Below are 23,637 nucleotides of genomic sequence, written 5' to 3'. Positions count from 1 at the left end.
GTCCGTTGTGAAAAGCCCCTGCGCCGAAAGGTCCAGGGGCTTTTTTTATGCCTGCAGCGCCTGGCGCTGATACCGCAGGCCCATGTCACGAATCCCGCCGAGAGTGGAGCCCAGCAACACCGGATAAGCCGCCTGCAAAAAACCCGGTGTTGCCGTTGCCAGCGCGCGCTCCAGCCACAGGCAGGCCTGGCGCTCATCGCCGGTTTCGGCCAGCTCGGCAGCGTGGTTGTATTGCCCGCGAAAATCTCCCGCCTCGGCTGAGCGCTGATACCACTGCCGCGCCAGTTGCACATCCCTGGGCACCACGACGCCCTCATGGTGGAACCGCCCCAGCAGGTTCATCGATTTGGCGTGCCCTTTAGCGGCCGCCTGCCCGAACAACTCATACGCTGCGACAAGGTCGCGCTCGACACCGCGACCGCGCGTCAGCAACTGGCCGTAGTTATACAGCCCCCAATCCAGCCCAAGGTCGCCAGCTTTGCGGTAATGCACGGCGGCGTCCGGCAGGTCGATTTCGCAGCCCCAGCCATTTTCCAGGCAGCGCCCGATCATGTTGATCGCCATCGGGTGGCCCTGACGTGCGCCGATGCGAAACCAGCTCAGCGCCAACGCTTCGTCCTTTTGTATGCCCCGACCATCCAGCAACAACTGACCCAAGGTCGCCTGCGCATCGGCATCACCCAGTTGCGCAGCCTGCATCACCCAACGCGCATACGCGCGCGGGTTATCACCGATCTCACCCGATTCATTGCCTGGCTGCGTGCTCTGCATGCTCGTCTGCACTCTCTCAAACTGACAAAAATTTCATGAATCATCCTGTTACAAAGTATTACATTTGAGATCGTTTATCAATTACGATCACCTCTCAATTCCAACAATACGAGACTATTCAATGGCTACCGGGATCACTTCTGCCCCTCATTCATCGCGGCATTTGCTCGCGTCGGCGGTGGGCTTGGCAGTGGCTGCGCAAGGAGGATTCAGCTATGCAGCGCAGACTGCAGATGACGGCACAGGTGTAATTGAGCTCGGCGCGACCAGTATCGAAGGTCAGGCCCCAAGCCAGAGCGCTTACAACCCCGTAGCGCCTTCCTCCCCCAAGTACACCGAGGCGCTGCGTGATACACCGCAGACGATTACCGTGGTGCCCAAGGAAGTCATTCATGATCAAAACCTGCTGACCCTGCGCGACGTGCTCAGCACCGTGCCGGGCATTACCTTCGGCGCCGGCGAAGGCGGCAGCGGTTACGGCGACAGCATCAACCTGCGCGGCTTCTCGGCCAGCGGCGACATCTACGTCGACGGCGTGCGCGACAGCGCGCAATACAGCCGCACCGACCCGTTCAACCTGGAACAGGTCGAAGTCGTCAGCGGCGCAAGTTCGGTGTATTCAGGTTCCGGCGCAGTCGGCGGCACCATCAACCTGGTGTCCAAGCAGCCGGAATTACGCGACAAAACCACGATCAGCGCCGGCATCGGCACCGATAACTACAAGCGCACCACGCTGGACACCAATCAGCAACTCAACGACACCACGGCGTTCCGGCTCAACCTGATGGCGCATGGTAACGATGTGCCGGGCCGCGATTATGAAGATTACTCGCGCTGGGGCATTGCGCCCTCCATCGCCTTTGGCCTGGGCACGCCGACGCGCGTTACCGTCAGTTATGAACACCAGAAAGATGACAACACGCCGCAGTACGGCATCCCCATCTACAACGGCAAACCGATGCCGGGTGTGGGCTGGAGCGACTATTACGGTTATCACAACATCAATGACCAGCAGATCACCTCGGACGCGTTCAGCCTGAAGCTCGAACACGACTTCAACGACGCCGTGTCAGTCCGCAACTTCACCCGCGTCGAGCGCGTGCGCCAGGACTTGCGCGCCTCCGGCCCCGAAGGTGCCCAGGCCGGCTGCCTGGCCAGCGGCACCCAGATAACGGGCGCGCCCTGCGCCGCCGGCCTCAAGCCTGGCTATTTCCAGCCAAGCGGCGGTTCGCTGGGCAACGAGCGCAACACTCAGAACAAAATGTTCACCAACCAGACTGACGTAACCAGTCACTTCAGCACGGGCTTCATCGACCACACACTGGTGACCGGCATCGCCATCAGCCGCGAGGAATACGAGGCGGATACCGGCAAATGGCTGACCAACAGCAACGGCAGCACGATCGTTCCGCCGCCGGTCAGCTTCAGCGACCCCAACTCGGACTGGACCGGCCCCGTCAACTTCACCCGTGCGGCCCACGTCGACGGTGCGCTGAACAACCGCGCCGCCTACGCCTTCGACACGCTCAAACTCAACCCGCAATGGGAAATCAACGGCGGTTTGCGTTACGAGCACAACGCCGGCAGCTCGGTCACCAATGCCTACTCCAGCACCGGCGTGGAAACGCCCGGCGTTCGCTACGGCCAAGCGGACGACCTGACGTCCTATCGCCTGGCACTGGTGTACAAACCGGTGGAAAACGGCAGTTTCTATATCGCCTATGGCAACAGCAAGACGCCGTCGCAAGCCAGCGTCAATGGTGGCTGCTTCACCCCGGCCAAAACGTCCAGCGCGCCCACCAACAACTGCAACGTCGCCCCGGAAACCGCCGTCAGCTATGAGATCGGCACCAAATGGGACTTCCTCGACAATGCCTTGTCGGTCACCGGCGCGATCTTTCGCAATGACCGCACCAACTATAAAGTCGCCGATCCCGACCCGACTAACCTGAGCGGCACGCAGTCGCTCGACGGGAAAGCACGTGCAGACGGCGTGGCGCTCGGCCTGAGCGGTGCGATCACGGACAAGTGGAAGGTCTTCGCCAACTACACCTACCTGGATACCCGCGTATTGCGCAGCGTCAGCGACTTCACCCTGGCCACCACCGGTTTCGACGCGCAGAAAGGCGAACCGCTGCCGTTCACGCCCAAACATGCGGCCAGTCTTTGGACGGTGTACGACCTGCCCTACGACTTTCAGGTGGGCTACGGCATCACGGCGCAATCCAAGCAGTACCTGGCCAGCGCCGCCGGGGCACCGACTGCGCCGGGCTACGCCGTGCAGCGCGCGATGCTTGGCTACAAGGTCAACAAACAGCTGAACCTGCAGTTGAACGTCAACAACCTGTTCGACAAGGAATACCTGACGCGCATCCGTAACAATGGCTGGGCGGTGCCGGGTGATGGGCGTGCGGCGGTTGTTTCGGCTGACTATACGTTCTGATTGGGGGGTTGTTTTGGGGGGTATATCCGTTGTTTGGGTGATGGCTGATATGGGTTCCGCCCTTACGGCGGGCCACTTTTGAAAAGAGCCCAAAAGTAACCAAAAGGCTCTTGCCCCACCACTCGGCACCTCGCTTAGGCTCGGTGTGCCTAAGATCAAAATCAAAAGCAAAGCACGGCGGCCTGACAGCCGACCTGATTCTGGAACCTGAAATCAATCAAATGTGGGAGCTGGCTTGCCTGCGATGGCATCAACTGGTTATGCCTGATACACCGAGTTGTCTGCATCGCAGGCAAGCCAGCTCCCACAGAAAAGCCAAGCAGTGCGGTGGTGGAGGCTGAACTCGGTCAACTTGTGGGAGCGGGCTTGCTCGCGAAGGCGGTGGGTCAGCGACACATGAGCTGACTGACAAACCGCATTCGCGGGCAAGCCCGCTCCCACATTTGGAGCTCTGTGCTTCAGACAGAAGTGTGTTGCTGTGCTGCTTCTACCACTCAGGTCGGCTACCACGCCGCCGTGTTCTGCGTTTGCCAAAAGTGACCCGCTGTGAGAGCGCAACCGCCAGCCCCCGTTACCGCAGCAATGGATATACACCCTCCCCACCACAGCCATTCGGTTTTCCGAACACCACACCCCGAACCATTCGGTTTGCCGGACCAAACCACCAAACCCCTCCCGTCACGCAAACTTAATCCCCATATAAATCAACCAGATAACCTTTTATCCCTGGTATGGCACGACTCATGCTCTACACTCCCTGACGATTGCCTGCGACGCTTCAGGAGCCGTCACGGGCATTCGCTGTACAAAAGAGAGCCGTTTAGCCGGCTTCATAAAAAAAACAAATGTCGAGGAAGTATTGATGCGCATCGTTCCCCATATCCTGGGCGCAGCTATCGCTGCTGCTCTGATCAGCACTCCAGTTTTCGCCGCCGAACTCACCGGCACACTGAAGAAAATCAACGACTCCGGCACTATTACTCTCGCTCACCGCGACAGCTCCATTCCGTTTTCCTACATCGCGGATGGCTCGGGCAAACCCGTGGGCTACTCCCACGACATTCAACTGGCCATCGTTGAAGCCCTGAAAAAAGACCTGAACAAACCCGATCTGAAGGTCAAGTACAACCTGGTCACCTCGCAAACCCGTATCCCGCTGATCCAGAACGGCACCGCGGATATCGAGTGCGGCTCCACCACCAACAACGCCGAACGCGCTCAACAAGTTGATTTCACCGTCAACATGTTCGAAATCGGCACCCGCCTGCTGGTCAAGAAAGACAAGGATGGCAAGCCGTCCTACGCTGACTTTGCCGACCTGAAAGGCAAAAACGTCGTGACCACCGCCGGCACCACGTCCGAGCGCATCATCAAAGCGATGAACGCCGACAAGCAAATGGGCATGAACGTCATCTCCGCCAAAGACCACGGCGAATCCTTCCAGATGCTGGAAAGCGGCCGCGCCGTCGCCTTCATGATGGACGACGCCCTGCTCGCAGGCGAAGAAGCCAAGGCCAAGAAGCCGGACGATTGGGTCATCACCGGTACGCCACAGTCCTTCGAAGCCTATGCGTGCATGGTGCGTAAAGACGATCCAGCCTTCAAAAAGGCTGTCGATGACGCCATCGTCGGTCTGTACAAATCCGGCGAAATCAACAAGATCTACAGCAAGTGGTTCGAGAGCCCGATTCCTCCAAAAGGCCTGAACCTGAACTTCCCGATGAGCGACAAGGTTAAGGAGCTGATCGCTAACCCAAGCGACAAACCAGCCCCTGACGTAAAAATCTGATACCTGACTAAGCTTATCTCCTGAGGGAGCCAACCCTCCCTCAGGCGTCTGTTACTACCTGCTGGCTTTAATTTGGAACACTCGACCTGGCGGTTTTCGAGCCGATCGCGTGTGCCTGGCGTTCAACGTCGGGCGGGAAAGGATCTTCCCCAAGCGGGTGCTTGTACATCGATCGATCTCGAGGGGAGACCCTAATGAATTACAACTGGGACTGGGGCGTGTTCTTCAAGTCCACTGGCGTGGGCAGCGAGACTTATCTCGACTGGTACATCGCCGGCTTGGGCTGGACCATCGCCATCGCTGTCGTGGCATGGATTATCGCCTTGTTGCTGGGGTCCATTCTGGGCGTCATGCGCACCGTGCCAAACCGCATCGTATCGGGCATCGCAACCTGCTACGTGGAACTGTTTCGTAACGTGCCGCTGCTGGTTCAGCTGTTTATCTGGTACTTCCTGATACCCGATCTGCTGCCGCAAAACCTGCAGGACTGGTACAAACAAGACCTCAACCCGACTACCTCGGCCTACCTGAGCGTCGTCGTGTGCCTGGGCCTGTTCACCGCCGCCCGTGTGTGTGAACAAGTGCGTACCGGCATCCAGGCGCTGCCACGCGGCCAGGAATCTGCCGCACGCGCCATGGGCTTCAAGCTGCCGCAGATCTACTGGAACGTGCTGCTGCCTCAGGCGTACCGCATCATCATTCCGCCGCTTACCTCGGAATTCCTCAACGTGTTCAAGAACTCCTCCGTGGCGTCCTTGATCGGTTTGATGGAGCTGCTGGCGCAAACCAAACAGACTGCCGAGTTCTCGGCCAACCTGTTTGAAGCCTTCACCCTGGCCACGCTGATCTACTTCACCCTGAACATGAGCCTGATGTTGCTGATGCGCGTGGTCGAGAAGAAAGTCGCGGTGCCCGGCCTGATCTCCGTGGGGGGTAAATAATGGACTTCGATTTCAGCGGCATCATCCCCGCCATTCCCGGCCTGTGGAACGGCATGGTCATGACCTTGCAGTTGATGGTCATGGGTGTGATCGGCGGTATCGCGCTGGGGACGATGCTGGCGCTGATGCGCCTGTCGTCCAGCAAACTGCTGTCGCGTCTGGCCGGCGCCTACGTGAACTACTTCCGCTCGATCCCGCTGCTGTTGGTGATCACCTGGTTCTACCTGGCGGTGCCGTTCGTGTTGCGCTGGATCACAGGCGAAGACACCCCGATCGGTGCGTTCACCTCCTGCGTCGTGGCCTTCATGATGTTCGAAGCCGCGTACTTCTGTGAAATCGTGCGGGCCGGCGTGCAGTCGATCCCCAAGGGCCAGATGGCCGCCGCACAGGCGATGGGCATGACCTATGGCCAGACCATGCGTCTGATCATCCTGCCCCAGGCGTTCCGCAAGATGACCCCGTTGCTGCTGCAACAGTCGATCATCCTGTTCCAGGACACCTCGCTGGTTTACACCGTGGGCCTGGTGGACTTCCTCAACTCCGCCCGCTCCAACGGCGACATCATTGGCCGCTCCAATGAGTTCCTGATCTTCGCCGGTGTCGTCTACTTCATCATCAGCTTTTCCGCCTCGCTGCTGGTCAAGCGTCTGCAAAAAAGGTTTGCCGTATGATCTCTATCAAGAACATCAACAAGTGGTATGGCGACTTCCAGGTGCTGACCGATTGCAGCACCGAGGTTAAAAAAGGCGAAGTGATCGTGGTGTGCGGGCCGTCCGGCTCGGGTAAATCCACCCTGATCAAGTGCGTCAACGCACTGGAACCGTTCCAGAAAGGCGACGTGGTGGTGGATGGCACCTCCATCGCCGACCCGAAGACCAACCTGCCGCAACTGCGCTCGCGCGTGGGCATGGTGTTCCAGCACTTCGAACTGTTCCCGCACCTGACCATCACCGAAAACCTGACCATCGCGCAGATCAAGGTGCTCGGCCGCAGCAAGGAAGAAGCCACCAAAAAGGGCCTGCAACTGCTTGAGCGCGTCGGCCTTTCGGCACACGCCCACAAGCACCCGGGCCAGCTTTCCGGCGGCCAGCAACAACGTGTGGCGATTGCCCGCGCCCTGGCCATGGACCCGATCGTCATGCTGTTCGACGAACCGACCTCGGCACTGGACCCTGAAATGGTCAACGAAGTGCTCGACGTGATGGTGCAACTGGCCCACGAAGGCATGACCATGATGTGCGTCACCCACGAAATGGGGTTTGCGCGCAAAGTGGCCGACCGCGTGATCTTCATGGACGCCGGCAAGATCATCGAAGACTGCCCGAAGGAGGAGTTCTTCGGCGACATCAGCGCCCGCTCCGAACGCGCGCAGCACTTCCTTGAGAAAATCCTGCAGCACTAAAACCGGCTTCGTTTTCTCTGTGGGAACCGTTTTGTGTGGGAGCTGGCTTGCCTGCGATGCAGACACCTCGGTCTATCAGTGACACCGAGGAGATCCTGTCGCAGGCAAGCCAGCTCCCACATGAACCGGTTCGCGGCAGGGCTGACAGCTCTGGTTGACCCAAGGCAACTGTGATGAAATGCGACCCCAACCAATTTCGCGCCGCACCGCCATCACTTGCCGTGAAACCTCGTCTGATTCGCCAACTGTTCCTGCCGCCGTTGATCATCGCCCTGATGATCGGCTTGGGTTATATCGGCTTCTGGGTCAGTGAGTATTACGGCATCAGCACCCTCAGCGACAACGGCGAACGCCAGTTGGAGCTGCACGCGCGCACCGTCGAAAGCGAACTGAGCAAATACACCTACCTGCCCAGTCTGCTGGAGCTCGAATCCAGCGTCTCCACGCTGCTGGCCGACCCGAACCAGGAAACCCGGCAGACGGTCAATGATTACCTCGAAGGCCTGAACCGACGCAGTCGCAGTCGGGCCATCTACGTGATGGACACCACCGGCCGGGTGCTGGCCACCAGTAACTGGCGCGATGCCGACAGTTACCAGGGTGAAGACCTGTCCTTTCGCGCCTATTTCCAGAATGCCGTACGCGGCCAGCCGGGCCGCTTCTATGGCATCGGCAGCACCAACGGCGAGCCTGGCTACTACCTGGCTCACGGCCTGGAAGAACACGGCAAGATCATCGGCGTCGCCGTGGTCAAAGTGCGCCTCGAAGCCCTCGAAGAGCGCTGGCAGCGTGCGCGCCTCGAAGCGTTCGTGAGCGACGAGAACGGCATCATCATCCTCTCCAGCGACCCGGCCCGCCGGCTCAAGGCCGTGCGCCCGCTGAGCGACGACACCAAAGAACGCCTGGCCCACAGCCTGCAATATTACTGGGCGACGCTTAACGAGCTGGAGCCGCTGGCCCGTGAGCGACTCAATGAGGGCACCGAAAAGCTGACCTTCCCGGCCAACAGCGAAGTGGTCAACGACGAGCACGAAGTCAGCTACCTCGCGCAAACCCGCCCGCTCAACGACACGCCGTGGAATTTCACCCTGCTGACGCCGCTCAATGAGCTGCGCCGCGCGGCGATCAATCAGGGCATTCTGGTCGCTGTCGCATTCGGCCTGGTGGCGTTTTTGCTGATCGCCTGGAACGAACGCCGCAAGGTGATCGCCACCCGCCTCGCCGCGCGGGAAGCCTTGCAGGAAGCCAACAGCCAGCTGGAGCGGCGGATTGCCGAACGCACCGCCGACCTGCGTGCCAGCAACGAACGGCTCAAGGGCCAGATTCGCGAACGGCGCCAGGCTGAAGAAACCTTGCGCCGCGCCCAGGACGAACTGGTGCAGGCCGGCAAACTCGCCGCCATCGGCCAGATGTCCACCAGCATCGCCCATGAGTTGAACCAGCCGCTGGCGGCGCTGCGCACACTGTCGGGCAATACCGTGCGCTTCCTCGAACGTGGCGCGCTCGACACCGCCAGTGCCAACCTCAAGACCATCAATGAACTGATCGACCGCATGGGCCGCATCACGGCCAGCCTGCGCTCGTTTGCACGGCGCGGTGATGACCAGGGCGAAGCCAACCTTGGCAAGGCTGTGGACGCCGCGTTCCAGGTGCTCGGCGCTCGTCTCGACGGCCTGCCGCTGACCGTGCACCGCGACTTCGCCAACGCTCAATTGCAGATCGACCAGACACGCCTGGAGCAGATCCTGGTCAACCTGATCGGCAACGCCCTGGACGCGATGCAGGCGCAACCTGCGCCCGAACTGTGGTTGGATGGCCACGTGCTTGAGGGCAGGTACCGCCTGCACGTACGCGACAACGGGCATGGCATCGACCCCGAAACGCGCAAGCATTTATTCGAACCGTTCTTCACCACCAAACCCGGCGAACAAGGCCTGGGCCTGGGCCTGACCCTTTCCGCCAGCCTCGCGGCGGCCACTGGCGGCAACCTTGCCGTGGAACACCCGGCCAGCGGTGGTACTGCCTTTGTCTTGTGCCTGCCGCTGGTGGGCACTCAAAAAGCTGAGTCGACATGAATACAGACACCCCAGCCGCAAAAGACGACCTCACCGTTCTGATCGTCGAGGACGATCCCCATGTGCTGCTCGGCTGCCAACAGGCCCTGGCGCTGGAAGACATTCCCAGCGTGGGCGTGGGCAGTGCTGAAGAAGCCCTCAAGCGCATTGGCGAGAACTTTGCCGGCATCGTCATCAGCGACATTCGCCTGCCGGGCATCGACGGCATCGAGCTGCTGACCCGCCTCAAAGCGCTGGATAAAAGCCTGCCGGTGGTGCTGATTACCGGGCACGGTGATATTTCGATGGCCGTCGGGGCCATGCGCAATGGCGCCTACGACTTCATGGAAAAACCCTTCTCCCCCGAACGCCTGGTCGACGTGGCGCGCCGCGCCCTGGAGCAACGCGGGCTGGCGCGAGAAGTGTGGTCGCTGCGCCGCCAACTGGCCGAGCGTGACTCGCTGGAGGGCCGCATCATCGGCCGCTCGCCGGCGATGCAGAACCTGCGCGAACTGATCGCCAACGTCGCCGACACCTCGGCCAACGTGCTGATCGAAGGCGAGACCGGCACCGGCAAGGAACTGGTCGCGCGCTGCCTGCATGATTTCAGCCGGCGCCATGCCCACCAGTTCGTTGCCTTGAACTGCGGCGGCCTGCCGGAAAACCTGTTCGAAAGCGAGATTTTCGGCCACGAAGCCAACGCCTTTACCGGCGCCGGCAAACGGCGCATCGGCAAGATCGAGCACGCCCACGAAGGCACGCTGTTTCTCGATGAAGTGGAAAGCATGCCGATCAACCTGCAGATCAAACTGCTGCGGGTGCTGCAGGAACGCACCCTTGAACGGCTGGGTTCGAACCAGAGCGTGGCCGTGGATTGCCGGGTGATCGCCGCCACCAAATCCGACCTCGATGAGCTGAGCCGCGCCAGCCAATTTCGCAGCGACCTTTACTACCGCCTCAACGTGGTGACCCTGGAACTGCCGCCGTTGCGCGAACGTCGCGAAGACATCCTGCAGTTGTTCGAGCACTTCCTGCAGCAATCCTCCTTGCGCTTTGATCGCACCGCGCCGGAGCTGGACAACCAGACCGTGTCGACGCTGATGAGCCACGACTGGCCAGGCAACGTGCGCGAACTGCGCAACGTCGCCGAGCGCTTTGCCCTGGGCTTGCCCGCCTTCAAGAAAAGCGGCAGCGGCAACAGCAACCACGGCCTGGCCTTCACCGAAGCGGTGGAAGCCTTCGAGCGCAACCTGCTCAACGATGCCCTGCAGCGCAGCGGCGGCAACCTGACCCAGGCCAGCCTGGAACTGGGGATGGCCAAGACCACCCTGTTCGACAAGGTCAAGAAATACGGGTTGAGCCACTGATGGATCTACTCTTGAAGGCCGCCATTGGCGCGGCGGTGGTGTTGATCCTGGCGGCGCTGGCCAAGACCAAAAACTATTACATCGCGGGGCTGGTGCCGCTGTTTCCGACCTTTGCGTTGATTGCGCACTACATCGTCGGCAAGGGCCGCTCGGTGGAGGACCTGAAGACCACCATCGTGTTTGGGATGTGGTCGATCATTCCGTATTTTGTGTATTTGGCGACGCTGTATGTGATGGTCGACCGCCTGCGCCTGGAGGCGTCACTCGCCGTGGCGGCGGTGGCGTGGCTGATGGCGGCGACGGTGTTGGTGAGTGTGTGGGTTCGCCTCCATACCTGACACACCGGGGTAAAAAATGTGGGAGCTGGCTTGCCTGCGATAGCGGTCTGTCTGTGCCAGCTGAGTTGGCTGATACACCGCTATCGCAGGCAAGCCAGCTCCCACATTTGGATCAGTGGTGAGCCTGATAGATCAACGCACGATCTTGTCCACTTGAATCCCCAGCTTCTTCAACCGATACCAGAAGCTTCTCTCGGAAATCCCGATCTTCGCCGCCGCCGCAGCCTGCACGCCGTTGCTCTCGTGCAACGCCGCCAGGATGTAGGTTTTCTCGACGTCCGCCAGCGCCGCGTCCAGGTCCGCAGGCACGCCAGGGTTGTCACCGAGCAGCGCCGTAACGCCGTCCTCTGCCGGTTTTGAAGCAAACAGGTACGCCGGCAGGTCGATGTCTTCGATCACCGGTTTGGCGGCGACGATGGTTGCGCGCTCCACGCAGTTTTGCAGCTCGCGGATATTCCCCGGCCAGTTGTAAGCCGCCATGGCCTGCAAGGCCTCCGGGCTGAACCCAGTGATGCGTTTGCCAGCGGTGGCGCTCAGGGTCTGGGCGAAGTGCCGGGCCAGGGGCACGATGTCCTCGGCGCGTTCGCGCAGGGCCGGCAGCGGGATCGGAAACACATTCAGGCGGTAATACAGGTCTTCGCGAAACTCTTTATTGGCCACCGCGTCCAGCAGGTTCTTGTTGGTGGCGGCGATCACCCGCACGTCCACCTTGCGCTCGCGCGGGTCGCCCACCGGCTCGATCACCCGCTCCTGCAACGCGCGCAGAATCTTGGCCTGCAACGCCAGGGGCATGTCGCCCACCTCATCCAGAAACAGCGTGCCCTTGTCGGCCTGCATAAAGCGCCCGACCCGATCCGCCACGGCGCCGGTGAAGGCGCCCTTGCGATGGCCAAACATTTCACTTTCCAGCAAGCCTTCCGGAATCGCCGCGCAGTTGACCGCTACAAATGGCTTGTCGGCACGGCTGCCGTGTTTGTGGATCGCGCGCGCGACCATTTCCTTGCCGGTGCCGCTTTCGCCAGTCAGCAGGATGGTGGCGTTGCTGTCACGCACCGAATCGATTGCATGCAGCACTTGGCGAAACGCCGGGCTGTCACCCACCAGGCTGTCGAACTGCGCATGGTGATCGAGTTCGGCGCGCAGCCGCGCGTTGTCGCGCATGATGTCGCGAAACTGCAACGCCTTGGCGACGGTGATGTCCAGTTCGTCGATGTCGAACGGCTTGGCAATGTAGTCATAAGCGCCGTTGCGCATCGATTGCACGGCGTTTTTCACCGTGCTGTAGGCGGTCATCACGATCACCGGCAAATCCGGGAAACGCACCTTGATCTCGGCCAGCAGCGCCGGGCCGTCCATGCCTGGCATGCGCCAGTCACTGATCACCAGGTCGATGTCTTCCTGCTCCAGCACCTTGAGCGCGTGCAGGCCGTTGCTTGCGGTGAATACCTGAATGCCGTTCTGGCTCAAGGCCGACGACAGCAAGTCGCAGAGCTTGGGCTCGTCGTCGACTACCAATACGTTATGCGTCATGACCATCCTCATCATCGCCGTCGTCATCACCCTGGGCCGGAATGTACAGGCTGAAGGTGGCGCCGGCATCTTTCTCACTGGCACATTCAATGCTGCCGTCGTGACTCTCCATGATCGAATAGACTTTTGCCAGGCCCAGGCCCGTGCCCGAGGCCTTGGTGGTGACGAACGGTGTGAAGATCCGCTCGATCATATCCGCCGGAATGCCCTGGCCGGTGTCGGCGATGCTGATCACCGTGTTGCCGTCGACACTGCGAATGCCCAGGGTCAGGCGTCCGCCTTCGGGCATCGCGTCGATGGCGTTGAGAATCAGGTTGAGGCACGCCTGCTTGAGCTGTTTGGCATCGGCATAGATCGTCGCACCGGGTGCCTGGTCGTCAATCTGCGCGTCAATGTTATGCGTGGACAGTTCCGGGCTGCAGAAACCGAGAATCTCTTCGACCAGCGCCCGCGCCGGCTGCAGCACACGCAGCGGCGGGTTGGGTTTGGCGAAATCGAGGAATTCGGTGATCAGGTCGTTGATGCGGCTGACCTCGCTGATCACGTATTCCAGGTGGCGCTTGTCGGTTTCCGCCAGGTCGGCGCGACGGTGCAACAGTTGGGTCGCGGTCTTGATGATGCCCAGCGGGTTGCGGATCTCGTGAGCCAGGCCCATGGCGACTTCGCCCAGGGCGTGCAGCCGATCGCGACGGCGCAACTGGGCTTCAAGGTGATGCAGTTCGCCCAGGCGCTCGGTCATGTGGTTGAAGGTGCTGCTCAACTGCGCCAGCTCATCGCCGCCACTCACCAATACGCGGTGTTCGTAATGCCCCGAGATCACCGCGTCCACGCCTTGGGACAAATCACGCAGCGGTTTGGTCAGGCGCCGCGACACCAGCACGCCGGCGCCCAGGGACAACGCCGAGCTGAGCAGGAAAATCAGCACGAACAGGTTGCTCTGATTCACCAGCCCGACCAGGCTGGTATGGCGTAGCAGGCCGCTGAAGATCACCCCTTGCAGGTCGCCGGCATCATTGAAGATGGGCCAATACAGACCGCTGTAGTTGTTGGTGAACTGCTCGCTCGGCTGCTTGGTGGCGCGCATGGCCGTTTCGACGTCCTTGGGAATGCGCGAGGGGTGGTTTTCGAAACGCTGGGTCGAGAAGATTTCGTTAAATCCCGACGGGTTGGCCAGGTACAGGCGCAGGTCGAGGGAATGCACATCGGCCACGCTGGTGAGGAAACTGCTGTCCAGGTACGTCGCCACCAACAGCAGGTAGTCGACGCCTTCCTGGGTGGTTTCGAAGGTCGAGACCACCAGGCCCGTACTCACGCCCGCCACCTGCACGGTTTGCAGCACCGCGTTGCTGGTCAGGTCGATCTGCTTGACCACATCGTCGGAGGCCGTGCTGAACACGACCTTGTGATCACTCACGCGAATCAGCGCGACCACGTCGATGTCCGTGGCGTCGGCAATGTCGGCGGTCAGCCGGTCGTGCTTGGCGGCCTGCTTGTTCGAAGGCGGGCTGGTGTAGCGCAGGAACAACTTGGCCATGCGCGCGTTGTCATGAAGGATGTCGCCGATTTCGTCCTTGACGATCTTGGTCGACTCTTGCAGCCAGATACGCACGTTACTGTCGAAAATCTGCGACAGCGTGGTCGCCGCCAGCTCGGCGGCGATCATGGTGGGAATAACGCTGACCAGCCAGAACGCCAGCACCAGCTTGCGCTGGACGCTCCAGCGCGAAATGGCAAAGGGGCGGGCTTTCTGGCGGGTTTTGGTGATCATCAGGTTTCGCTTATCGCAGCAGCCATGGCAGGGTCGGAACGGTCCGGTCTCAGGTACATTTTCACGAGCTTGAGCAGGCTGTTGACCAGCCGGTTACGGTGACGGAAGAACATGCTGTTGCCTTGGAACTCGCACCCCAGGCGCAGCTTACTGGCATACCCTTCCTGACCGCACTCGTACACAGGGATATTGTGCTGAATACAGTAGTCGACGTTGGTCAGCCAACTGCGAAAGTACAGGTTGTATTCGCGGCTGAATGCCATGTCATGCCCAAAAAACTTGTCGATCAGGCGGTGCTGGTCCAGCAGGATCAGATTGAACGCCACCAGGTGCTCGTCCACCCAATAAAGAACACAGACCGCACGCCCTTCAAGCCGTTCGAGGATGCCGGTGAAGTAACGCGCCGGCAAACGTTCGAACTGCAGCTGCGAGCGTTCGAGCGTGGCCTCGTACAAGCGCATGACATCCGGCAACACATCATCAATATTGCGCCGCCACTCTACGCGCGGGCCCGGCGCACGCAGTTTACGGCGCAGGTCCTTGCGCGTCGATTTGCACAACGAGCCAAGGTAGGCGTCTACCGAACCGTAGGGCACCGAGAGCAGACCGCTGGGCAAGCTCGGCATGCTCTGGAAACCTGCGCTGCGGCAACTGGTCGCCCAGTGCGAGTCGTCGGTCGGTACATCTTTGACCGCCACCAGGCCAATCCCGAAGGCACTGGCATCCTGTCGCGCGGCTTTCAGCAACTGCTTGAGCAACACAGGGCGTCGCGTCTGGGGTATGCCGCTTGCAATACCTGCATCGCAACGCTCGGCTATCGGCGAGCCAATGGCATACAGCGGCAAGCGTAAAACACCCGGCCACAGTCGCTCCAGGCGTTCGGTAAAACGCTTGCCGGCGCCCGACACCGTGGTGTCGAGGCGATAATGCGTGATGAACGCGGCGGCCACTGCCACCAGCGTTTCATCTTCGTAAACCGCCAGGTAGCGCCATTTGAAGTCATCAATGGCCGCGTTTTCCACGGCGACGTAAAAATCCCAATCCTCCAGAGCACCGGGAAAACAGTCGTTCCAGGCACTGCGCTGGATGGCCCGGATAGTCGAGAAGGCTTGAGCGGTGATCACGTCGCGTCCTTAGGCTTAAGCCCGCTGTCGATAGTCTACGGGCGCCTGGATAGCCTCGGCATGTTGCTCGACAAACTCGGCGCTCAACTCGATCACGCGTCGGTATTGCAGGTCGACGGTGATCATGTGGTAGCAGTTGTCCAACAGAATCTTGGTCACGGGGCCGCCCAAATGGCGCTCCACGTAGTCGGCGTTCCAGCGGCTGGTGATGTCGTCCTCAATGGAGTGCAAAACCAGCGCCGGTACCTTGACCTCGGGCATGCGTTTCTTGACCACGGCGTTCATGCGGTGCAACTCGCGCACCGTAATGCCTTCCATGGTCAGCAAACCGGCTTCACTGCTCTCCCCTTCCTTCATCTGGCGCTCGACGATGGCCCGCAGGCGCTCGTTCTTGATGCCGTAAGGCGGCTTCTCTTCGAAGCGACAGATGTGTACGCCGAATGGAATCTTCATTAACAACGGCGTCAGGAATGCCAGTTTGTTAATGCTCCAGCCGTCGTACTTCAAGGTGGTGGAATACATCAACAGCCCGGCGACTTGCCCAGGGTGTTCGGCGGCCACGTACATCGACATCACCGCGCCCATGGACAAGCCACCGACAAACACTTGCTCGTGGCGTTGCTTGACCTGCACGAAGGTGTTGCGCACGCCTTCGTACCAGTCCAGCCAGCCGGTAGCTTGCAGGTCGCTGTTGTCGCCGCAATGCCCGGCCAGGGTGGGCACGTACACCGTGCAGTTACCCGCCTTGGCCAAGCCTTTGGCGACCTGACGCAATTCCGTCGGGGTGCCGGTCAGGCCGTGGATCAACAGGATCCCGACCGGACCTTCACCGAGAACGAAGCCGGCATCACCTTCACCGAGGTCGATCCCGGAGGCATTCACCGTTTGGTCGCCCGTACCAGCAGTTGCTCGAGCAGCTTCAAGCCCAGGTCGATTTCCGGGTAGCTGATTTCCAGCGACGGCGCCAGGGTGATCACGTTTTTGTAGTAGCCGCCCACGTCGAGGATCAAGCCGAGTTTCTGGCCATCGACGACCATGTCGCCCTTCATGCCTTCTTCAACCATGTAGTCCAGGGTCGCCTTGTCTGGCGTGAAGCCATCCGGGCCACAGATTTCGCAGCGCAGGGCCAGGCCCAGGCCATCGACGTCGCCGATGATAGGGAAACGTTTCTGCAGGTCTTGCAGGCCTTCCAGGAAGTATTTGCCCTTGGCCATGACCATCGCGCCGTAGTCGACTTCGCTGGTCATCTTGAACATTTCCAAACCTACCGCCGTGCCCAGTGGGTTGGAGGCGAAGGTGGAGTGGGTCGAACCTGGTGGGAAGATCTTCGGGTTGATCAACTCTTCACGGGCCCAGATGCCGCCCAGCGGGTTCAGGCCGTTGGTCAGCGCCTTGCCGAAGACGATCACGTCCGGCTGCACGTCGAAGTGCTCGATCGACCACAGTTTGCCGGTACGGTAGAAGCCCATCTGGATTTCGTCGGACACCATCAGGATGCCGTGCTGGTCCAGTACATGCTTGAGTTCGCGGTAGAAGTTCATCGGCGGGATCACGTAGCCGCCGGTGCCCTGGATCGGCTCGACGTAAAACGCTGCGTATTCGCTCTGGCCGACTTTCGGGTCCCACACGCCGTTGTATTCGGTCTCGAACAGACGGGCGAATTGCTGCACGCAGTGGCTGCCGTATTCTTCCTTGGTCATGCCTTTGGGGCCGCGGAAGTGATACGGGAACGGGATGAACTGCGCGCGCTCGCCGAAGTGGCCGTAGCGGCGACGGTAGCGGTAGCTGGAGGTGATCGACGACGCGCCGAGAGTACGGCCGTGGTAGCCGCCCTCGAAGGCGAACATCAGGCTCTTGCCGTTGGTGGCGTTACGCACAACCTTCAGGGAGTCTTCGATGGACTGCGAACCGCCGACGTTGAAGTGCACGCGACCGTCGAGGCCGAACTTCTTCTTGGCGTCGACCGCGATCATTTCCGACAGCTCGATCTTGCCTTTGTGCAGGTACTGGCTGGCGATTTGCGGCAGGGTGTCGATCTGCTGTTTCAGCGCGTTGTTCAGGCGCGGGTTGGCGTAGCCGAAGTTGACGGCCGAGTACCACATTTGCAGGTCGAGGTAGGCCTGGTCTTCGGTGTCCCACACGTAGGAGCCTTCGCAACGACTGAAAATACGCGGCGGCTCGATGTAGTGAACAGTGTCGCCGTAGGAGCAGTACTTGGCTTCTTTATCCAGAAGGATCTGGTCTTCGGCAGTGGCGATACGGATATCAGACATGGTGGAAGAGTTCCTGGTTGTCAGCAGTAAAGGTGGTGGCGTTGGCCGCGATGCCCTGAGGCAGCTTGGCCAGCAATGCGGTCACTTCGGCGAAGGTGTCGAAGCGCGCGTGAGGAATGTTGTTGGCTTGGCAATAGTCGGCCAGGCTGCCTTTGGCAAAGACGAAGTCGGCGGTGGAGGCCACGCACATGTCGGACTTGCCGTCGCCGATCACCAGCACGCGCTTGTTGCGCGGGGTGGATTTGCACTTGCAGTTGCCGGAGGCGGCACGGCAGGCATCGCTGGAGTACGGGAAGTCGATGCGCCAGCTGTTCTGGTCGACCTGGCGCAGGCGGTTGGCGAGGATCGGCAGCAAGGTCACGTAGTTGCGCGACAGGATGCGCGCGATGCCTTGTTCGATGCCGTCGCTGACCACTTCGATGGTCGCGCCCAGGCCCATGACGTGATCGACGAAGTCCGGGAAGTCCGGGTCGATCTCGACGCTGTCGAAGTACGCCAGCAGTTCCGCAGGGGTTGCTTTGATCAGCGCCAGTTGGCGGCTCAGGCATTCGCGGGAACCGATATGCCCATCCAGCCATTCCTGTTCGATGGTTTCCCACTCGGGGCCGGCGAAGCGTTGGAGGACGTTGTCGATGACGTCGGTTGGGGTGATGGTCCCGTCGAAGTCACACACGATATGCCAGTGGATCATTGCCTTTCCTTGAGTTGGAGGGCTTGAAGAAAATCGCGCTCTTTGCGCTTGCAGGAGGGGTAGAGCAGGGATTGTGCCAACTGGCTAAAAGCCCGCAGGGCCGGGGTTTTGGCCGATGGCCCGAGTGTTTTGTGTCGCAGGAGCTACAATTTTTGTAGCTTGCTACAAACAAGATGAGTGCTTGCGTCAGGGACGCCCTTCGCGCGTGAATGCGCGCATGTTCAGATAAGGAAATGGCTCCATGTTCAAGGTTACTTCTGCTGTATTCGCCGGTTTGCTCGGGCTGTGGGGTTTTTCCAGCACGGTATTGGCCGACGGCATTACCGGCGAAGTGGGCGCGGGTGTCAGCTATCAACCCCACGACCCTACCGGCAGCCGCTACGAAACCCGGCCGATTCCCTACTTCGATCTGGACTGGGGCAGTGTCAGCCTAGGCACCGACGACGGCCTGACCTGGAGCGCGCTGAACACCAACGGCATTACTGCCGGCCCTTACATCAATTACCTGCCGGGCCGAACGGCCAATGGTTCGCTGCGCGGCTTGCGCGATGTGTCGGACATGGCGGAAATCGGCGGCTTCATCCAATACGCCCCGGCCGAGTTCTGGCGCGTGTACGCGCAGGTCGGCCAGGCCGTGGGCGGCGGGCGTGATCAGAGTGGCGTGCTGGGCAAACTCGGCGGCGAGCTGGGTTACCCGTTGGGTGGCGGCATCATCGGCAGCACGGGCCTGATGGCGCACTTTGCCGATGCGCGCCAGACGCAGACCTTTTTTGGTGTGGATGACAAGGAGTCTGCGGCTTCGGGCATTCGGGCCTATAACGCCAGTGCGGGTTTCCAGAACCTGACGTTGACCCAGAGTTTTGAATTCCCGCTGGATACGCACTGGTCATTGTTGACCAGCGCCAGTTGGACGCACCTGGTGGGGTCGGCGGCCAACAGCACCATCGTCAAGCAGACGGGTGATGTGAACCAGGGGCAGGTGCAGACGGCGATCAGTTACAAGTTTGAGTGATGGGCTGGATGTGGGTGGCTGGCGGCCGGCCCACCGCCTTCGCGAGCAGGCCCGCTCCCACACTTGAAGCTCAGTGCATCAGGTGTACTCGGTCAAATGTGGGAGCTGGCTTGCCTGCGATGCAGGCACCTCGGTACATCAGGCACACCGAGTTGATGCTATCGCAGGCAAGCCAGCTCCTACAGAAAAGCAGATCTGCTTTTGCTTCAATCACTCAGGACAGGTACACAAGGCCCCGAAGCCCCATCAGCCCTTGGCCTCACTGATGATCTGACGAATCGCCCCAACAAAGGCCTCAGCCGGCTGCCCCCCACTGACCGCATACTGATCGTTGAACACGATCGTCGGCACCGAAGTCACCCCTCGGGAAATCCACAGCTGCTCTTGCTCGCGCACCTCTGCGGCGTACTCATCGGAGGCCAGAATCTGCGCAGCACGGGTGACATCCAACCCAACACTTTCAGCAATAATCGCCAAGGTCGCAGGGTCGGACGGGTCTTGCCCATCGCTGAAATAAGCCTTGAACAGCGCTTCCTTCAGGTTGTACTGCAACCCTTCCAACCCGGCCCAATGCAGCAAGCGATGCGCATCAAACGTGTTGTAGATACGACTCTGCCCGTCAGTGCGAAACGCAAAGCCCAACGCCGCACCCAAGTCACGAATACGCGCACGGTTAGCCTGCGATTCCTCTGCGGTGGAGCCGTATTTTTCAGTGATGTGCTCAACGATGTTCTGCCCGATAGCCGGCATATTCGGGTTCAGCTCAAACGGCTGAAAATGAATCTCGGCCTGCACCTCAGCGCCCAGCTGGTCCAACGCCTCAGTCAGCCCGCGCAGGCCGATAATGCACCAGGGGCAAGACACGTCGCTGACGAAATCGATTTTCAGGGGAGTACTCATGGTGGGCAACCTCGCTGGCATTGATGCGCCGTAAACGTTGCACGATACACCAACTTCACAACACCTTCGAAGGCTGCCCCACATCAATCTGCGCCCAATGCGCGGCATCTTCGCGATGGGCTTGCAGGTACGGCAACACCGCCGCCAGCAACGGCGCCTTGAACGCCTCCTGAAAACGATGCGCCAGGCCGGGAATCAACTTCAATTGGCTGCCCTGGATATGCGCGGCCAAATGCACACCGTGCATCACCGGCAGCAACGGGTCGGCAGTGCCATGCACCACCAGCGTTGGCACACGCAATTGATTGAGCAGCGGCACACGACTGGGCTCGGCGAGGATCGCCATGATCTGGCGCTTGACCCCGTCCGGGTTGAAGGCGCGGTCGTAGGACAGCGCGGCCTGATGCAGCAACACCTGGCGATCGTCCTTCACCAGCGGGCTGCCCAACGCCGCCAGCAAGTCGGCCTGTTGCTCCAGCGCCACTTCACGGTTGGGCGCGCTGCGCCGCGACAGCAACTGCACCAACGCCGCACTCGGCGCCGGCAGGCCTTCGGCGCCGGAGCTGGTCATGATCAGCGTCAGGCTCTCGACCCGTTGCGGCGCCATGCCCGCCAGGTGCTGGGCGATCATGCCGCCCATGCTCGCACCCAGCACGTGGAATTGGCGGATCTGCAAAGCGTCCATCAAGCCCAGGGCGTCGTCGGCCATGTCGGTCAGGGTGTAGGGCGCCGCCACCGGCAGGCCGAGTTTGTAGCGCAGCACTTCGAAGGTCAGGTTGGCACTGGCCGGCGCCTGGCGCCACGTGGACAGGCCGACGTCACGGTTGTCGTAGCGAATCACCCGAAACCCTTGTTCGCACAGCGCCACGACGACTTCGTCCGGCCAGTGGATCAACTGCCCGCCCAGGCCCATCACCAGCAGCAATGCAGGGTCGGACGCACGGCCGATGCTCTGGTAGGCGATGCTCACCTGAGCCAGGTCGACCGTTTGCGTCGGGACGTTGACGTCACATCGAGAAGCCGCAAAAGACGGCAGGCCGAACAATAGAGCGGCCAGTAAACACAACACGCGCATGAAAAACACCGAAACACAGAACCCCAGTAGAGCGCGAGTCTGATGAAGTTTGTTCAAGCGCGCTGCCACAGTTGCGTGACAGTTTGATGAACGGCGCCCAGCGGTCATGATCGACACGCCTTGCAACATGAGACAAACTCACGCCATTGCTGTTTTTCACAAATCGTCTTCATGGAGAGCCCGTGCTCGAAATCCGTCACCTCAAGACCCTGCACGCCTTGCGCGAAGCCGACAGCCTGGTCGAAGCCGCCGAGCGCCTGCACCTGACGCAGTCGGCGCTGTCCCATCAGTTCAAGGAGCTGGAAGAGCGCCTGGGCATGCAGCTGTTCGTGCGCAAGACCAAGCCACTGCGCTTTACCAGCGCCGGCCTGCGCCTGCTGCAACTGGCCGACGCCACCCTGCCCTTGCTGCGCGGCGCCGAGCGCGATATTGCGCGGCTCGCCGGCGGCACCGCCGGGCGTTTGCACATGGCCATCGAGTGCCACAGCTGCTTCCAGTGGCTGATGCCGACTATCGACCAGTTCCGCGATGCCTGGCCAGAAGTCGAGCTGGACCTGGCGTCCGGCTTCGCCTTCGCGCCACTGCCGGCGCTGGCGCGGGGCGACCTGGACCTGGTGGTGACTTCCGACCCGCTGGAATTGCCGGGCATCACCTACGTGCCGCTGTTCACTTACGAAGCCATGCTGGCCGTGGCCAACCAGCACGCACTGGCGAACAAATCGTACATCGTGCCCGAAGATTTGCTCACCGAGACCTTGATCACCTACCCGGTGGAACGTGATCGGCTGGACATCTTCACGCGCTTTTTAGAGCCGGCCGACGTGGAACCGGCCCAGGTGCGCACCTCGGAACTCACCGTCATGATGATGCAGCTGGTGGCCAGCGGCCGTGGTGTGTGCGGCATGCCGCATTGGGCGCTGCATGAGTACAGCTCGCGCGGTTACGTGAAGGCCAAGCGGTTGGGCGAGAAAGGTTTGTTTGCGACGTTGTATGCGGGAATTCGTGCAGACATGCTGGACGCGCCGTACATGCGCGACTTTTTGCTGACGGCCAAGGACACGTCGTTTTCCACCCTCGATGGCGTCAGCGCAGTGCGCTAGCCGACACAGATTAAAAATGTGGGAGCGGGCTTGCCCGCGAAAGCGGTGTGTCAGTCAACTTATCTTTAACGGGTCCGCCGCCTTCGCGGGCAAGCCCGCTCCCACATTGGCCATCATCCGTCGTTCAGTTCACGCCACATGTGGATCTTGTCGAAATAATCCTCGCCCACGCGCACCGCCAGTGGCTCCAGGCCGTACTGGATGAAGCCGCAGCGCTGGTACAACGCGAAGGCGGCGTCGTTGCCAGCGGTCACCGTCAGCTGAATCAACTTGAGGCGTGAGTGGCGGCGCGCCTCGCTGAGCGCTGCTTCTACCAGCTGGCGGCCCACGCCCTTCTGCTGATAAGCCTCGTTCACGTACATGCCGAACAAGGTCACCTTGTGCCGCGCTTTCTCACGGGGCTCGAACGCCAGGCCGACAATGCCGACCAATGCGTCCCCCTCAAAAGCCCCGAGCAGCCGATCCAGCGGGCTGTCGACGCGCTTTTCCCACCAGCTCAAGGGCATCAGCGCGCGCTCCGCCACGCTGGAGGTGAACGCCTGCGGATAAGCGCCATACGCCTCAAGCATCAACGCCCGATAAGCCTCGGCGTCGTTGGCGCCAAGCGTGCGTACCATCATGCGTCGCAGGTCAGCGACGCGCGGTAAAACGGCAGGATCACGTCGCGCGTCAACGGCGCCAGTTGCAAACCGCCGTCACCGGCTGGGTCGATCCAGCGCACTTCTTCGATTTCGGCCGCGGGCGTCACCGCTACATCGATGTGCACCTGGAACAGCTCGGCGTTCACGGTGAACCCAGGCTCATTGGCGGCAGGGGCCGAGAAGTGACCAAGGTAGACGGCTTGGCTTGGCTCGATGCGCAGGTTGAGTTCCTCAAACAGCTCACGGGCCAAGGCTTGGGCCGGTTGTTCGCCGGCGTCAATCTTGCCGCCCGGTTGCATGAACGCCTGGGTGCCGCGCTTGCGCACCAGCAGGGTTTGGCCGTCGCTGCCAATCAACAGCGCGGCGGCGATGCGGATAGTGGATGTCATGTAAAAACCGCCTTGAATGCAAAGGTGCA

21 protein-coding genes are annotated in these 23,637 nt (G+C 60.8%); 10 read left to right on the top strand and 11 right to left on the bottom strand.

Annotated features, from left to right (window positions below; all coding sequences use genetic code 11):
* Positions 1–45: 45 nt before the first annotated feature.
* Positions 46–771 carry a tetratricopeptide repeat protein gene (locus tag AB5I78_RS06215; RefSeq protein ID WP_369300869.1) on the bottom strand — a complete coding sequence of 242 codons (726 nt, stop codon included), beginning with the start codon at positions 769–771 and terminating at the stop codon, positions 46–48.
* 121 nt (positions 772–892) lie between these two features.
* Between AB5I78_RS06215 and AB5I78_RS06210 the strand changes: the two genes are divergently transcribed.
* The 8 genes from AB5I78_RS06210 (at position 893) to AB5I78_RS06175 (ending at position 11,105) form a co-directional block, all read left to right on the top strand.
* The gene (locus AB5I78_RS06210; RefSeq protein WP_369300870.1) at positions 893–3,214 is read left to right on the top strand and encodes a TonB-dependent receptor; all 2,322 of its coding nucleotides are present in this window, start codon (positions 893–895) and stop codon (positions 3,212–3,214) included.
* Positions 3,215–4,076: 862 nt separating this feature from the next.
* Positions 4,077–5,003 carry a glutamate/aspartate ABC transporter substrate-binding protein gene (locus tag AB5I78_RS06205; protein WP_145161533.1) on the top strand — a complete coding sequence of 309 codons (927 nt, stop codon included), beginning with the start codon at positions 4,077–4,079 and terminating at the stop codon, positions 5,001–5,003.
* Between the two features lie 194 nt (positions 5,004–5,197).
* Complete coding sequence (locus tag AB5I78_RS06200) at positions 5,198–5,944, top strand: amino acid ABC transporter permease (RefSeq protein ID WP_003208731.1); 747 nt, start codon at positions 5,198–5,200, stop codon at positions 5,942–5,944.
* On the top strand, positions 5,944–6,615 hold the full coding sequence (locus AB5I78_RS06195) for an amino acid ABC transporter permease (protein ID WP_106579410.1): 672 nt from the start codon (positions 5,944–5,946) through the stop codon (positions 6,613–6,615). The genes AB5I78_RS06200 and AB5I78_RS06195 overlap by 1 nt, the downstream gene beginning before the upstream one ends.
* Positions 6,612–7,346, top strand: coding sequence for an amino acid ABC transporter ATP-binding protein (locus AB5I78_RS06190; protein WP_012722475.1), 735 nt, complete (start codon positions 6,612–6,614; stop codon positions 7,344–7,346). Before AB5I78_RS06195 ends, AB5I78_RS06190 begins: the two co-directional genes overlap by 4 nt.
* A gap of 173 nt (positions 7,347–7,519) precedes the next feature.
* Positions 7,520–9,421 (top strand): sensor histidine kinase, encoded by a 1,902-nt coding sequence (locus AB5I78_RS06185; protein WP_145161530.1) that lies wholly within the window; start codon positions 7,520–7,522, stop codon positions 9,419–9,421.
* Positions 9,418–10,767 carry a sigma-54-dependent transcriptional regulator gene (locus AB5I78_RS06180; protein WP_369300871.1) on the top strand — a complete coding sequence of 450 codons (1,350 nt, stop codon included), beginning with the start codon at positions 9,418–9,420 and terminating at the stop codon, positions 10,765–10,767. Before AB5I78_RS06185 ends, AB5I78_RS06180 begins: the two co-directional genes overlap by 4 nt.
* On the top strand, positions 10,767–11,105 hold the full coding sequence (locus tag AB5I78_RS06175; protein WP_145161524.1) for a GlpM family protein: 339 nt from the start codon (positions 10,767–10,769) through the stop codon (positions 11,103–11,105). The genes AB5I78_RS06180 and AB5I78_RS06175 overlap by 1 nt, the downstream gene beginning before the upstream one ends.
* Positions 11,106–11,237: 132 nt before the next feature.
* Here the strand turns inward: AB5I78_RS06175 and AB5I78_RS06170 are convergent, their stop codons facing one another.
* From AB5I78_RS06170 to AB5I78_RS06145, 6 genes are read right to left on the bottom strand one after another with little or no spacing between them, the layout of a single operon-like run.
* Positions 11,238–12,635, bottom strand: a complete 1,398-nt coding sequence (locus AB5I78_RS06170) for a sigma-54 dependent transcriptional regulator (RefSeq protein ID WP_145161521.1) — start codon at positions 12,633–12,635, stop codon at positions 11,238–11,240.
* Positions 12,625–14,403 (bottom strand): HAMP domain-containing sensor histidine kinase, encoded by a 1,779-nt coding sequence (locus AB5I78_RS06165; RefSeq protein ID WP_145161518.1) that lies wholly within the window; start codon positions 14,401–14,403, stop codon positions 12,625–12,627. Before AB5I78_RS06165 ends, AB5I78_RS06170 begins: the two co-directional genes overlap by 11 nt.
* Positions 14,403–15,527, bottom strand: coding sequence for a GNAT family N-acetyltransferase (locus AB5I78_RS06160; protein WP_262210522.1), 1,125 nt, complete (start codon positions 15,525–15,527; stop codon positions 14,403–14,405). The genes AB5I78_RS06165 and AB5I78_RS06160 overlap by 1 nt, the downstream gene beginning before the upstream one ends.
* A 15-nt stretch (positions 15,528–15,542) precedes the next feature.
* Complete coding sequence (locus AB5I78_RS06155) at positions 15,543–16,409, bottom strand: carboxylesterase (RefSeq protein ID WP_145161515.1); 867 nt, start codon at positions 16,407–16,409, stop codon at positions 15,543–15,545.
* Positions 16,406–17,800 carry an aspartate aminotransferase family protein gene (locus AB5I78_RS06150; RefSeq protein ID WP_106579418.1) on the bottom strand — a complete coding sequence of 465 codons (1,395 nt, stop codon included), beginning with the start codon at positions 17,798–17,800 and terminating at the stop codon, positions 16,406–16,408. The genes AB5I78_RS06155 and AB5I78_RS06150 overlap by 4 nt, the downstream gene beginning before the upstream one ends.
* On the bottom strand, positions 17,793–18,491 hold the full coding sequence (locus tag AB5I78_RS06145) for an MtnX-like HAD-IB family phosphatase (protein WP_262210525.1): 699 nt from the start codon (positions 18,489–18,491) through the stop codon (positions 17,793–17,795). Before AB5I78_RS06145 ends, AB5I78_RS06150 begins: the two co-directional genes overlap by 8 nt.
* 241 nt (positions 18,492–18,732) lie before the next feature.
* On the opposite strand from AB5I78_RS06145, the gene AB5I78_RS06140 reads away from it, so the two are divergent.
* Positions 18,733–19,503: a MipA/OmpV family protein gene (locus AB5I78_RS06140; RefSeq protein WP_369300874.1), complete on the top strand. Its 771-nt coding sequence runs from the start codon at positions 18,733–18,735 to the stop codon at positions 19,501–19,503.
* 246 nt (positions 19,504–19,749) lie between these two features.
* Here AB5I78_RS06140 and AB5I78_RS06135 read toward each other — a convergent pair whose 3' ends face one another.
* Together AB5I78_RS06135 and AB5I78_RS06130 are read right to left on the bottom strand one after the other, a co-directional pair.
* Positions 19,750–20,403 (bottom strand): DsbA family oxidoreductase, encoded by a 654-nt coding sequence (locus AB5I78_RS06135; RefSeq protein ID WP_106579421.1) that lies wholly within the window; start codon positions 20,401–20,403, stop codon positions 19,750–19,752.
* Between the two features lie 55 nt (positions 20,404–20,458).
* Positions 20,459–21,478, bottom strand: a complete 1,020-nt coding sequence (locus tag AB5I78_RS06130; protein WP_262210529.1) for an alpha/beta fold hydrolase — start codon at positions 21,476–21,478, stop codon at positions 20,459–20,461.
* A 182-nt stretch (positions 21,479–21,660) separates the two neighbouring features.
* Here AB5I78_RS06130 and metR point away from each other — a divergent pair, with 182 nt between their 5' ends.
* On the top strand, positions 21,661–22,578 hold the full coding sequence (gene metR, locus AB5I78_RS06125; protein ID WP_057012200.1) for a transcriptional regulator MetR: 918 nt from the start codon (positions 21,661–21,663) through the stop codon (positions 22,576–22,578).
* Positions 22,579–22,691: 113 nt separating this feature from the next.
* Here metR and AB5I78_RS06120 read toward each other — a convergent pair whose 3' ends face one another.
* Both AB5I78_RS06120 and AB5I78_RS06115 read right to left on the bottom strand, forming a co-directional pair.
* The gene (locus tag AB5I78_RS06120) at positions 22,692–23,198 is read right to left on the bottom strand and encodes an N-acetyltransferase family protein (protein WP_369300878.1); all 507 of its coding nucleotides are present in this window, start codon (positions 23,196–23,198) and stop codon (positions 22,692–22,694) included.
* Complete coding sequence (locus AB5I78_RS06115) at positions 23,195–23,608, bottom strand: NUDIX domain-containing protein (RefSeq protein WP_242194438.1); 414 nt, start codon at positions 23,606–23,608, stop codon at positions 23,195–23,197. The genes AB5I78_RS06120 and AB5I78_RS06115 overlap by 4 nt, the downstream gene beginning before the upstream one ends.
* Positions 23,609–23,637 lie beyond the last annotated feature (29 nt).

The sequence above is a fragment of the Pseudomonas sp. N2-3-1-14 genome (genome assembly GCF_041228395.1).
GTDB lineage: Bacteria > Pseudomonadota > Gammaproteobacteria > Pseudomonadales > Pseudomonadaceae > Aquipseudomonas.
The sequence above is the reverse complement of the archived record's forward strand: the minus strand, read 5'-3'. Positions and strand labels throughout refer to the sequence as shown.